Annotated in this window: 7 protein-coding genes; 2 read left to right on the top strand and 5 right to left on the bottom strand. The window is 41.6% G+C overall.

Features of this window, described 5'->3' with window-relative positions; genetic code table 11:
* Positions 1 to 187: 187 nt before the first annotated feature.
* A complete protein-coding gene (locus NST38_RS31435) occupies positions 188 to 1,078 on the top strand; it encodes a hypothetical protein (RefSeq protein WP_341344449.1) in 891 nt (296 codons plus the stop codon).
* A gap of 616 nt (positions 1,079 to 1,694) precedes the next feature.
* Positions 1,695 to 1,943 carry a hypothetical protein gene (locus tag NST38_RS31430; RefSeq protein ID WP_341344448.1) on the top strand — a complete coding sequence of 83 codons (249 nt, stop codon included), beginning with the start codon at positions 1,695 to 1,697 and terminating at the stop codon, positions 1,941 to 1,943.
* Between the two features lie 549 nt (positions 1,944 to 2,492).
* Here the strand turns inward: NST38_RS31430 and NST38_RS31425 are convergent.
* From NST38_RS31425 to NST38_RS31405, 5 genes are all read right to left on the bottom strand, one after another.
* Positions 2,493 to 5,798 carry a hypothetical protein gene (locus tag NST38_RS31425; protein WP_341344447.1) on the bottom strand — a complete coding sequence of 1,102 codons (3,306 nt, stop codon included), beginning with the start codon at positions 5,796 to 5,798 and terminating at the stop codon, positions 2,493 to 2,495.
* Positions 5,799 to 5,810: 12 nt separating this feature from the next.
* Complete coding sequence (locus NST38_RS31420) at positions 5,811 to 7,919, bottom strand: hypothetical protein (RefSeq protein ID WP_341344446.1); 2,109 nt, start codon at positions 7,917 to 7,919, stop codon at positions 5,811 to 5,813.
* A 12-nt stretch (positions 7,920 to 7,931) separates the two neighbouring features.
* A complete protein-coding gene (locus NST38_RS31415; RefSeq protein WP_341344445.1) occupies positions 7,932 to 10,628 on the bottom strand; it encodes a DUF6603 domain-containing protein in 2,697 nt (898 codons plus the stop codon).
* 407 nt (positions 10,629 to 11,035) lie between these two features.
* Positions 11,036 to 12,106 (bottom strand): S-layer homology domain-containing protein, encoded by a 1,071-nt coding sequence (locus tag NST38_RS31410; protein ID WP_341344444.1) that lies wholly within the window; start codon positions 12,104 to 12,106, stop codon positions 11,036 to 11,038.
* Between the two features lie 542 nt (positions 12,107 to 12,648).
* The gene (locus NST38_RS31405; protein ID WP_341344443.1) at positions 12,649 to 13,464 is read right to left on the bottom strand and encodes a DUF1643 domain-containing protein; all 816 of its coding nucleotides are present in this window, start codon (positions 13,462 to 13,464) and stop codon (positions 12,649 to 12,651) included.
* Between the last annotated feature and the right edge of the window lie 203 nt (positions 13,465 to 13,667).

Raw genomic sequence — 13,667 nt, 5'->3', positions numbered from 1 at the left:
AGATCACTAGTCTGAAGTTTAACTAAGGCATGTTGGCTCCTGTATTATGAAATATCACTTCGTGCTCAGCGACTTTAATGGAAATTCTTCTACACCTACCCCGTATACTTTTCTTTTCTTGTGTAAAGGAATAATTAAACTCTTATTGGGAATGCTCAATAAGAAGAAATTTTGTAAGGAGGAAAAAATGCTTAAAATAACTTTGGATATGTACTCAGGAAGACCTAACCCTGAGTATATACTTTCAGAAGATAAAGCTGTGCAATTACTAAAAGAGGTTGCATTAAATAAAGGGGCCATTACTGAAATTAACACAATCCCAAGTAGATTGGGTTTCCGTGGTGTTAAAGTTAATTTTCTATCAGACTACATCCCTCAATTTTATGATTTACCTTCTAGTTTTTCATTTGCTAATGGAGCTTCAATGCATGAATCCAAAGGCAGAGAAATCGCTGAACGATTAGTTAGTGGGTTGACAGGAGATCCATCAACTTTTGGTTATGAATCAAATTTCGAACTATTTCCAAGAGAATGGGTTTTAAAACAACTTAAAGTCTTGCCAGCATTAGCATTTCCTCAATTTAAGTCAAATGACATTAGACTTAAAACTGAAACGTTACCTTGTCCCTATGAAAAAGTGCAATTTGAGCCAGACTTTTGGAATGCACCAGAACATCTTCGAAAAAACAATTGTTATAATTTTGCAACTAACCGGAGAACAGATACCTTCGCGCAACCTGGACGTGCATCTGGCAAGCTTTACAGTAATATAAGCTGTGAAGAAGTTACAAACGGGGCGATCGCAGATGGTAGTCATAAAATAGATAATTGCTCCCCCGAAACAGAAATTCCAAGGTTTCTTATGGCATTAGTTGTTGCACCGGGGCCTGAGTTTGTAGATTATCATTGGTATCGTCAATGTAGCGACGGTAATTGGGCTCATAAGCCTGGGCAGACTCCAGCGCGATCAACGGACAATAGTAATCATCAAATAACTGATCCGAGTATCGCAGACAGGGGGCCATATAGTGAATTTTGCGGATATTTGTTGGCCCCGAAGAGTATGAACGTTAATTGAGCAGTAATAGCACGATCGTTAATTAATTGGATATGAGAGTTATGTAGTGTGATTCTTTAGAGTTATCAAGACAGAAAACGACTGCCTTCCAATACTGGAAGGTGGTTGTTGCCTATTCTTAACGGATCATACGCCCCCGAATTCCGGTTTACCGACTGATCAGACATTTCGCAGTAACGCATAAGTACCTACGATCAAGTCATCTTGGGGTCCTTACCTTCCCTTTATTAAAGGGAACCAAACCTCCGCAATTAGGGCGAAATAGCTTGTTCATCCTGGACAATACCTGTGGGCTGTTCTCCACAAATCGTCGCAATCAATACCTTGTTATCTTCTGTTACACTATCTTAACAATAAATTCCCTCAAAAAACGGTTTCCTTCCTTGCACTTATCGGAAGGTAAAATAAATAAACTGCTAGAATAGCGACTTTAGTGGTAATATGTTCTTGTTTTTTGCAGCTGGGATTGAAACCAGCGACCAAGCGGATAAAAGACGCTTATTTTTACTATCTAATTTAAATAAGTAGAGTATAAAAAAGTATTAAAACTAGGAATACTGAAGCAAGGAACCACGTACTATGTTCTATAGGCCAATCTATAAATGGGGGTATTATCATGAATTATCTAGCAGAGCTGCAACACGGTAACAAAACTTTCGCTATAAGCCACAACGGATTTCATTTGTTGTCTGCTAGTGGAAATGTAGAAAAAAGTTTCAGTTTTCAAGATGTAGCCATAAGTTCAGTCACAGACCTCAACCACTATCAAATTCATTTAATTCATGATAAAGAAGTTTATACTTCTAGTAATGACGAATTTCAAAAGTTTTTAGAAGTTTTTAATACACAAACAAAAAAAAATTAAGCACCAATTCGCCGCCTCTCTTTTATGGATAGGCGGCTTACCTATGTTATGGACGTCCAAATCATAGGTAGAGAGAATACCAGACTTATCAGTAACTTATCGCTCCTGAATAAAGTCTGCAGCTATAATCATTCAATCAAAAAGTAGTGATTTCTTTGAATCCAAAAAAACAATTCGCTGCTTGGATTTCTAAAGAGCTTGTCAGCATTGCTGAAGCCATGGAGATCCTTGACTGCACCCGTTAAAACCTGGACTCGTTTGTTAAATGAAAAAAAGAAACGAACGTAAACAGCTTTTCTGCGCTCTGACGACATTGTCGGTAATGAAAGAAGAAGCTGCGATCTACAATTATAAAGACCCGTCAATAGGCGGGGCTTTTCTTGTTCAATTGATTTTTTATTTAAAAGAAAAAGTATCCCGAAGCTGAACAAAAACAGCCGATTATGTTGGTCAGCTGTTTTTGAGTTCAGTGATTATCGTCCTTAGCCGATAGGCAGGACGTGAGGCAAGCACAGTCAGTTAATCCGAAGCGGTCAACCGTGTCCTACTTTACTCATCTTTTGTTTGTTTTACAAATGGAGTCAACTGGAACAGCCCTTCCCGAACCGTTGGATTTTCCCGGGTTGGCATGTCTTTTTGATCCTGGTCTTTTATCGGATAACTTGTCCATTCGTGCTTAGCAGAATTGGATCGCTCCTTCCAATGCCATTTACCAAATCGTTCACCAGGTTTAGGAAGCAATAACTGATAGTCATCTTTGTCCACCCCACACTTTTTGGTGGTAAGCAATGGCCCAGCATTGAAATAGACTTGAATTCTTTGCAGTGCTTCTTGTTTGAACTTTTGCGGGAGCTCGATTTCCTTCCATGGTAAACATCCACTCCTTGCATATACCTTAGCAAACGGGTCCATTAACATCGTAATGTACTGATTATGTTCTCGCCTGCTATCATTCAAGCTCAGTTTCACATAGGCTTCATCTTGCGTGCCGATCTGCTGGACATAATCAGTTTTCGCGCATGCTGGCTTCCCGTTCCCATCCAGTATTCGAAAGCATGGTTTTGCGACAGAATAAAATCGGGAGTATCCTTTATGGCCGGGTTTATAGAAACCCAGTAAACCATCCCGTTTCAACCAGATGTTTCCTAGATTCACTTCAAATTTCTTATCAAGGTAACGGTGATCTAAATTTTGGACGGAAGACATCGGTGCCCCGTACATTTCTAACGACAATTTAGCGTTCGCCAGTACTAACGGGCGGCCGATGTATGCTGCCATTGACTGATCAAACAACCTGTTTTTAAGGTCAATAACCCAGGAAGTTTCGTCGATCACGCTCATTAACGTTCCAAAGCCCTCATATTCAGAATCCAGTATCCCTTTCACAAACTGATATAACGCCGGGTATGTGCGCCTTAGTGCATCAGGAGTATCGTAATTGGTATCTGGTGCAGCATACCAGGCCACTTCTTGCCGATTTTCAATTCTTCCCTTAAATCGAATTTGTCCCAGCGGTTCTCCTTTTGGATTAAAAATAGCGAGGCCGCGGTCCAAATGGTTTGGAAGTACCCAACCATATACAGGACTTGATCCAGCCTCGAGCTGAATATCCTTACCTGTTTTTGTTGAAGCCCAATTATAGTTTAGCCTGGCCCCTTGCATCAGGCGGGGCTTTAATTCAGCCACACCGAGTTCTTCATTTTCGGTACGAAGCGCCTCACTGATCATCGGACTATGATCCCAATGCGTTAGACTAAGCGGGATATCTTCTACGCGACCAAATCCATCGATTACTCTCATGCGCTTGATGACGAACTGCCCGGAACGATACGGTTGAAAGTACTTGAAATCTCCATGATCGAAACTGTCCGCATCCGGCATCGAAAGTGGCTGATCCCCGAGTAACTTATTCAACTGTACCCAACTTTCATCAGGTAACGGGTGCATTCTCGTGTCCCTTTGTAGAAGGAGGTGTTGAAGCCCACCGAGCGTCTGGGATAGAACATCCAATTCAGTGAGATGATCAATAAATTGATAGACATGTTCTGGTGGTTTCTCAGCCAGCCCACTTGCAAATTTACACAACCGGTCTTTCAGAGAAAAGATGGCGTGAGGCCCAAGTAAAGTTCGACCTTTGTATATACGATCTGGAGTCTCATGATCACTGGCCTTTGCGTTTCGGTCATATCCGTCGAATGACCAGTTCTCATGTAAGATTGGTGTCCATACCACTTCCCATTCCAAGAATAAAGGAAGCCAGGGCTGCGTCCATACAGGAAATCCGGTCGTGTCTTGATGTTCGCAAAGCAAAGCAGATATTGCCTGAGGTACACGATCCAGCTTTAATTCCATACAGTTGTATGTTGTATCTGTTGTGTACGTCAAAATCGTGCAGAGGAGATTTCCTTGATCCGGTTCAAGGGATGACTTTTGTAATCCCGCTATCATGACGACAGGATCTTTTGGAGACCAGAATCTTGGCATAGCCGAATGCGTTAGCTTTTTCGGAGAGTTATGGTGCCGCTGATGTTGTATAATTTGCTCCATGTGCTCTTGAACGAGATACTCCAGTCGATCAACGCGTAATTGCTGCCTACTTAATTCTTCGAGTGGATGGTGATCCGGAATTCTATTTACAAATTTCCACCAAAGCTCATACGCATGCTGCTTTATCGTCTCGAGTTTACGTTTTTCTTTATCCAGTCGGACTTGGAGCCTGTTTAGATCCGCCAGCATTTCTTCTTCCTGTCGAACGATTCGCTGCACACGGGAAGGGTCCATGGTCTGGTCTTTATCTTCACGATCTTCAAATACCCAGACCGTTCCGCCACAGGAAGAGTGAAAGCCTGATTTATGTATTGACTCTTCCAAGGTTTCTTCTTCTCCAGGTTCGTCGAAGGTACGAAGTTGATTATATTGGTAAGCTTCTAATAGACGATCGATATCTTCGTTCCTATCTACATTATATGATCCTAACAGTTCTGCCATGGCATCTACAGAAGTAAGACCTACAACGACCTTCTGGTTGGGGTTAACATGGCTGGGATACAGGAGATGATTAACATCCCTTTTCCATTTCACCTGCTGCACGCCCCCAGAGAAGAAGGTCGATGTTATCGTATATGTGGTTTGATCCGCTGCTTGCCAGCCATATTCATCAGCAATCTTTCTCCATGCGTCAGGAGCGCTTGCTTGATTAAGCGGATCATATCGTGAATTCGAGTACCATCCTAACACGCTGTAGTCTACTTCAGCCTCTAGAATCTCATCATCATGTTGATCGAGTAGAGGATCGTGAATAGAGAACACATTATTGCAGTTAGGCTGGAAAAAGGAGAAAGTAACATCCCCTGCACCGCCAGCGGTTAAATACATCCTTTTATCTGGATCACGGTCTCCGTTCCATGAGGACAGAGGGTGTTTCTTTCCAATTTGAAAGGTTTCGATGCGTGAAGTACGTTCGTTGTACCGGCAAAAAGGGCTGCCGTCTGAGTTCCGATTATCGGTAATCCGCTCATCGCTCGTCACGATCCATGCCATCGTCTGGGTATTAGACCCAGAGGTGATTTTTCGAACAACCATCCATCGATTAGGAACGATTGGATATTCCATCGTGCCATCAGGATTCTTCTTTACTTCCGTTAAACCAGCAGGTAGATGCCAGTGAAGATATACGCCAATGTCAACCTGATCCTTTGGACGAGAGTCTGGATATGCTTTAGGCTCAGGTGACAAATGTTGATTCAACTTTCCATATTCCATCTGAAATCGGTTAAAGTTCGTTTCGTTTTGCACAAACGAATCCGTAACAAAGGCATGGACTTTTACAGGTACTACGAGAGCATGCTTCTGCAATGCAATAACCTCCTAGTTAAATTTAAATTCTCCGAGATCTGCTCCATTAATCATTTGAAGGACGAAATGAGCTGGCCGCCAAGGGTCGTGGGGCTGCGGCTGTACCATTGAATTCATATCTTGTTGAAGTTCGCGAATTTTGATGACCCCGATGTTATCCACGTAATTCATTATTGAGATACTAGGACCAGTAGGCTCCCCGAATTGTTGCTCGGAAATGTTTCGCAGCATAATCGTTCCGTCCGTATTCATTCCGTAAGTCAGAACGGTATGCGGTTCGATAATTTGGATACAATCCGGTACATCATCGAAAAAGTAGGCTGCGATCTGTTCTTGCAGTTGTACACCTGTAACCTTAAGATGTCTTGTTGTTCCTATCAACCCTTCGACCTGCAAACCTGGCCAACGGGAAACAAGTGAGGATCGAAGCAACATACCGAACTTTGGTCGGTCAGGATTAACCGAGCCTCGTATCCATCGGTTGATAAACACGTCAAACTCGTTCTGTACACCAAGGCTAGCTGCTCCATCTAGCAGAAATTCAATCCACTGCTGATCTACGTGAAAGAAACGGATTGCATTCATTGGGAGCATGCGCTCGTCCGATACAAAGTAGGGCAACAACAATGAATCAAGATTCGCCAGTTGTTCTAACCAGCTTCTTGCTTTATCAACATCATTCGTATTAGCTAAGCTAATTTTGGCGGCAATATCTTCGTTATCCGGATCTAAGTCTTCCATTACTCTTCGGATTCGTTCGATCGGATCTCCACGTTTGATCCTTTTCTTTTTCCTCCAAGCTTCTCTTTTAACTGTTGGTACTTTAACGTCTGAATTGTAGACCAGAGCTTGATGCACGTTTGATCCCCACCCACTATCACGGGTAAGGCCCTGAAGAAGATCAAGTTCTGGAGACGGTACTGGCGAAAGACCGTAAACAGACACCTGATCAAAATACTGTCCCCATAGCTTCCTCCAGTGTGCAAGTAACGCTGGAAAACTCTCATCGGCCAGCGCGATGCTTCTCCCCAACTGCCATGCTACACTCCAAGAATTATCAAACAATCCTACCTCCGGATCATAGATCATTCCTTCATAAGAGGTATAATTGGGCTTTTCAGACGGCCGCTCGATGTGATCTTTATTCGGAATTAGAGGACCTCGATACCATGTCATGGTCTCTTCCCCTGACCACGTATGGTAACACAAAGGTACATAACCGTCCTGCAGGCGAGGTCTAGCTTCCACTGGCAATTGATTAATTACTTCTTCGGGATATTTTAACCAAGCATCTTGCGGCTGCTCTTTCACACCCTTCAATAAGTGTTGCATCAACTCGCGAAACGATTCCCCTGATTCTGGCTGAGAAATAAACGACCAGTAATTGAGCACAATGAGCCCAATTTGCTTATCGTCTTCTGTTGTGGAGGTCAAGTGAGCCTCTTGCCCTTCTATAGAGACGAGATAGCATATAAAACGCTGTCCTTTCTCATAACTCTGGTCCACATAGGGCAGTCGTTTTGACAGAATAAGAGATACTTCCTGCTCTTTCGCTAACTGATCAGAAGGATCGCTGGCAAGCCGCGCTTGAGAAAGAAATTCCATCTCATCAGATTCAGGCAATAACGTTCTAGCTTTACCTAATGGCAACTGTACATATTTACAAATTTCACCGGGATCATAGTTGCCCTGTATAGAAGGAACTAAGATGTCATCACGTTTTAAAAACGTGCCGACCTCAGCAGATTCAGGCTGTCCTTCCTCTGTGTTCCACTCGTCTTCCCTAAGTACAAGCAGAGCCATCCAAGGCGTATTCTCGTAAGGTGCTTTGAGTTGACGTAACCATGGCAATTTAGGGTTTATAAATGTAATATTGGGTGTTACATTCCAATAGATGCCCTTTCCATATGGTTGTTTGGACTTAATTTCAAGCTCGTTGATTGAAAATCGCGGGCCATCGATTTGGAATTGCTGCTCCCTTACGCTAGAGGAAAATGGTACCTCACCAGTAATCTCTTGCGAATAAGTGACCGTATAGCTTCCTGCAGGAAGAGGGGGTCTGTTTTTGTCATATATCTGCACGTTACCGTTTTTAATTAATTTCTGGCTAGTTCGGGCCATCGTTTCACATCCTTATCGTTTTAGCAGAAGTGGGGGTTCAGTATAGACAAGATGTACTTGTTTCTTCAACTCTGACAATGGATCGTTTTTTCCGTTATAAATCTTTGCAGTCATAAGTTGTGAGATGAGATGATTCCTTTTCTTACGAACATCATCTCTATTTATCGTGTCTTGTATTATTTGAAGCATTTTATTTCCATCACTCTGGGCTTCCGGCTCACCTGGTGTTTGTCTGCTCCATACTTTATCAATCAAGCGGGTACCCAACTTATCGAAACCTAACCCATCTGGTAAAAGTAGTTCACCCACTTTTATGTCTTCAGGTTTCTTCGGCCATATGGTTATCTTGACGGTTCGTAGAATTTGGCTTTGAACCGGTCGCATTTCTTTTGGATCGATCGGCTCTCCCCAAAGAGCTTCCGGAACGTTCATACGCTCAAACACAAAATCCCAACATTTGTCATTTGTTCTGTCACTGTCGATATGAAGCACAGACACGGACAACGTAGAATCTTGCACATTGCTTACACCGAGAGGTCTGATACTAAGAGTTTTTTGACTTGGATCATTTTGATCACGCGCATCGTACGGATCTCCAAGAAACATAAGTTTGGTAAACGGAACACTTGTTTCGATTTCGAAGGACATGTCATCCGGTCTGACGATCCATCTATGATCGTTAGGCGTTTCTTTTAGCAACCCAGATTTAATGTGTGTGCCGACGAAATCTTCAGAAATTTTGCCTGTATTAGGAAGAAGCTCTAATAAACCTTCTATGCTTCCTTCTTTGGCACCACTCCGATCTGCCCCAAATCCTACCGTAAGTCGCAACGACTTAAATCGGATGCTTACTTTCCCTCCCGTTGGAGTCCCCCACATCTCCAAATCCGCTCCAAGCTCTACATGGAACGTTTTTGAGCCGACATGTTTGATACTAATCCGTAAACTAGCAGCGATTGTGACCCCGAACGCTGCTTCAAAATGAAATGGTTCCCACTGGATGAGGACATCTGCGTAAGCAGTCAGCGATAATTTAGCACCACTTTTGGCATACGATAATTCTAAATTTCCGCCTCCCATGGCAAATGAAGGCGTGAATGCAAAGTAGGATTCACCTTTAATTGTCCCTCCTGCGATAGGCCAATTTAGTGACAACCTTTGCACCTTGGGATAATGTTCAGGGATCAGAAAATGTGGATGGTATCCTCCAGAGGTTACAGCAAAATCTCCTTTATTCTCTTGGTCATACCAGAATGAAGCTGCAAACCCGCCCTTTATTTTGCTATTAGGATGAAGAAGGAAGGAATTATCCGTCAGTAGAGCTTCTCCGCCTACAAAGCCTTCTGAAGGTTTCCATGCTCCCTTTAGCGCAATTTCAATAAAGACATAAGGAGACGTATTGTTTTTTGGAATTTTTAGCTCTGATCGCCCTAAAAGTAACATTTCAAATTCTTTTGCAAATTGTCCGATTAGAAGTGCTTTAGATTCGATTAGACCAAAGCTAGTAAAATCCAATCCGACCGCAAGCCAATTCGTACCATGCTCTTCGACTATCCATTTCTTTCCTTCTAACTCAGAGAGAACCTTATCCGGTTCAAGATCGGAGAGCAATGGTACTTGGCTTACATCTTCAATTGCGGGCTCCAGAAACTTGCGGTTAATGCCAAAGCCAAGCCCTAAGCCTTTGACATATAAATAAGGCGGTCCACCCAGAGGCTGATTCGTTTTTGCGTATACAAATAAGGACGGAGTATGACCCGGGTTGGCCGAATAGGAACCGATTGCGGTTAGACTTCTGCCAAGCGTTTCTACAACTATTGCTCCTGCGTAAGATTCGTTGTCAGTATCGAGGATACTTTTGAGCAAACTGCCGGCCATGGATAGTGCTTCCATATCATAGCTTAAGTCAAGTCCAAGTAACTCCTGTTTTGGGTCCCAATAAAATAAAGGTGTTTTGACTCCGAGCCCTGCTAATTGCAATTTAATGCCGTCGTAAGCTAAAACAGCATCCAAAAGGAAGTGAAGATACCCTTGACTATATTTGAGCCCGATTCGCCGCAGTGTTATCGGTCCAAAAGTATATTGGGCATCTTGCCACAGTTCTCTTCGATAATCGGGTACATCCGAATTTAAATTGGAGAGGTTCATGAGCGACTTCTCTTCTCTAAAGCCTAGAAATAAGGATACCGAAGCGGCCAGGTTCGCAATATGCAGCGTTCCGAGTAAGCGTATCCCGTGAAATATCGCTTCATCTTCTGGTAAAGTGTACTCCTCTTGATCTGGTTCAGAGAGGATGATCTGATTCCACGCACGTATCGTGGCTGTACCAATTGGTGCGTTTTCTTCACTTCCATAAAGTGCTTCTGTCACGTCCAGAGAGATAAAGCCAAGCTCCTTGATCTCTTTGCCAAGTATCTTTACACGGTCTAGTTTGTAAGTCCCTTTAAATTTAAAAGAGAATACGTACTGATACTCAGTAGGCGATGTATTCGTCCGATTCGCACACAAGACAAATAAGCTACCGTGTTCAATCTCCTCAGCTGTGATAATCAGTTTTTTTCCGGAGTCAATATTTCGAATGCAGATGTTTTTCAATTCAATGTTCAAAAACTCGGTTGGAACGGATGGTAAACTGAAATCATCCAAATTCATTTGTTCCTTTAATAACTCGTTAAGTTTTTTTTGTATTTGTTCGCACGTGATCGTCATCGTCAATTCACCCACTGAAGAAGTTTTTTATATATTTTGGTTGAAAATAGCTGTATATATACATTAAATTTATCTATTTGTTGGGATAAAAGGAAAATTAATTTTTTAGCCATTGAAAGATAACTGTGAAGATTGCTATGTAAGCCTTAAAACCAGCAAGTAAGTGAATACATGCTACTTCTACAACCAGAACTGTTTTAGAAAAAACTAAACGACCGTTCCCCGGTTGAATACCAGGAACGGTCGCAGCTTAAATGTTATCTTTTTGACAGGATTCTGATCAGAATAGTTCGAAGCTATATACTCTTCATTTCATTCCCCCTTTGGGTCTTCTAAAATATCCCGTTAGCTAAATATAAGCAGCCAATCACATGGATCAGCTGCTTCCTTCATTTTTAGATATTATTCTAATAAAACCAAGCAGTCTTTAATGATGTCACCATGATATGATAAAGCACCTGGGTTTCATCATTGACAATAAACGTGATCGTATACACATCTTCAATATTTTGAATTGGATCATAGATCGAAATATCCTGATAGGTACCATCGTTCATCTTTATATAAAAATACTCTAAGATCCCTTGGCGGCTCACTCCAGCTGACCCATATCGTTCTATGATATCTGACAAAGTGCTTTTACCCAATACAATTTCTTTTTTGGTAAGTAGCGAAAAATCTCTAGTAGAAGAATCCTGAGTATCTGAATCAGTAGTCCAACCATCTAATTCCCCACTCTGGTTAAAGTGTGCATTGAATAACGGATAGATATTATAATTAAAGATATTCTGCTCTGTAGACTCTCCGAATTGTTCATCAATGGATTTTTTCGAGTCTCCAAATTTAAGATCTGAAAAACCGCCATGAATGAACAAATTCAAATCCTCATCAGTTACGGGCTCTGTACTGAAACCAGGAATCACTTTAGAAGGTAGATCAATTAGATCAGGAAGAAGGCTGAGGTCCGTAGGAACTTTTGGTCTTTCATAAATCTTAAGTTTTCCATGGAAAGCAAGCTGACGTATCCACTGAAGTGCTTCTGCCCTCGAAAGTGTGCTTTTCTCATCAAACTGCTCCGGAGAATTAGCTTTACTATTGGATAATCCATGTCCGATCAGATAGGTAACAGCATCTTGACCAGTATAATGAACACCTTGAGATGCACTGATAATTTCGGCAACACTTAGTTTTGTAATCGGCTTCATTCTCATCGAAAAGTTGTTTTCTCCCGCTGTCGGATGATTGTATAGTTTAGCTATCCTGTAGGGACCTTCTGTCCAACTCTCACTGGGAAGATATGCACTATTTGCACTTGCATTTGGAATGGCCACACCCATTGCTCTGTACAACATCTTAAGGAATTCAGCCTCTGTTATTACTTGGTCGGGCTTAAGGCTGTCATCAGAATATCCATTGATGATATTTTGAGAGATACCCCATTGAAATAGACGCTTGGCCCAGTGTTCGTTCATGTCCATCACTGGAATCCCCCTCCATTCCAGATTGGTCATATCGTTGTCATTCTGCTCATGTCTCTTGGATCCGGCTACTGCAGTTGTAGATCCCAATAGTAATGTGGCTAAAACTAAGCAAGCGGTCATACGTTTAAGACTTATCATTATCGTACCATCCTTCTTGGATATAATCCTAACTCTAAGTATTTATCGGGTGCTTGGGTTACTATGTAAAGAATCATATGAAAATAGAAGCGAATCAAGACTGAGAACAACTCCTTGCAATTGTTAATGGGTAACGTACCAGCTGGATTCACTAACTATATTCCCCTTTACATACCTACTCATTTCGGTTGCCTCTTCTCAAAATAGTGATGTAATGGCTGTGATGTATGAGCTAATCACCTAAACAGTAAACAGACTATGTGCTCAGGACACGCTTGATCTATAAAACAAAAAAAGTCGCTATTACAGCGACTTTGAATGGAACAATATTCTTGTCCTACGACATGACTGTCTAATCCCTTCCTTGGTTAACCCTCTTTTCACAACCATTAATCTGTGTGCTATTTCTGTTCCTGTTGCTCATAATGCTCATCTTCTGTAGAAATAGTAGATGCTCTTGGGGCTATTCGAAGAAATGCATCGACATCAACTCGGACTAATCCGAGTAAGTTACAATATGATGGATGCGGTGGATTTAAACGCTTGGTCAAATGATACCTCGCCTTTGATTTCTTAACGTGGAATACAAAGATTTCTTTAGGCGAATTGATCAGTTCTTCAAGAACCATTGCTGCCAGTTTAAAATACAACGGCAGAGGGAATTCATCTGGCATTCCCCAGGCTAATACAACGTAGTCTGAATCTTTTATTGTTTGGATAGCTAGTTCAATATTGGATTTAAGCAGTAGTTGCAAATACTCCTTCGACCGCTCATTGATAATAGTATCGAGGTCATTATTCAAACCCGTAGAATCGGGATTATATATAGATAATAAGTTCAAGATATTCAAGTACTTAATATCAGTTATCCTTCTGTTCCGTTCATTTAAAGGGGAAAGCGACGGTCCTATAAAAAAATCTATAACTTTGTTCACTGTTACATCTGACTTATCTGAATCGGCTTCTGATGGATTCATCATGATTACTGAAACAGATTTATTACCCTTCTTTTTCAATTCAATCTTTAATATTTCACGCTTCTCTATCAATTTAGCATCAGTCTGGACAATTACACCTCTATTGCAGATTGGTTTCCCAGAAATTTTGCTTACGTAGTTATAACTAACCAAGTATTTCACCCCTACTTTTATAAATGTCAGTAATATATTCACCAGAAGGTTACAGTGTGAACGTTGGTAAAATTCTTGTTTACTCACTTAATGTCTGAGAATGAGCTTCTTCCATCCCCGTTTGTAAATCGTGTATTTTCGTTGTAAGCTTTCTCGGACGGGATGATATACCAAATCGGTTCAACCATCAATACCTGAGCGGAATACCTCTTTTCCTTTTGCATTGAAAATAACATACCTACTATTGTTCCCTAGCGGAACCCCACTGTACATTCCGTCACCAAGGTAGT

The sequence above is a fragment of the Paenibacillus sp. FSL H8-0104 genome, from assembly GCF_038050215.1.
GTDB classification, from domain to species: Bacteria; Bacillota; Bacilli; order Paenibacillales; family Paenibacillaceae; genus Paenibacillus; species Paenibacillus amylolyticus.
The sequence above is the reverse complement of the archived record's forward strand: the minus strand, read 5'-3'. Positions and strand labels throughout refer to the sequence as shown.

Bases quoted from the DNA above. Each gene is read 5' to 3' on its own strand.
- NST38_RS31435 (WP_341344449.1), top strand. From the start codon at position 188: ATGCTTAAAATAACTTTGGATATGTACTCAGGAAGACCTAACCCTGAG.
- NST38_RS31430 (WP_341344448.1), top strand. From the start codon at position 1,695: ATGAATTATCTAGCAGAGCTGCAACACGGTAACAAAACTTTCGCTATA.
- NST38_RS31420 (WP_341344446.1), bottom strand. From the start codon at position 7,919: ATGGCCCGAACTAGCCAGAAATTAATTAAAAACGGTAACGTGCAGATA.
- NST38_RS31415 (WP_341344445.1), bottom strand. From the start codon at position 10,628: ATGACGATCACGTGCGAACAAATACAAAAAAAACTTAACGAGTTATTA.
- NST38_RS31410 (WP_341344444.1), bottom strand. From the start codon at position 12,106: ATGGACATGAACGAACACTGGGCCAAGCGTCTATTTCAATGGGGTATC.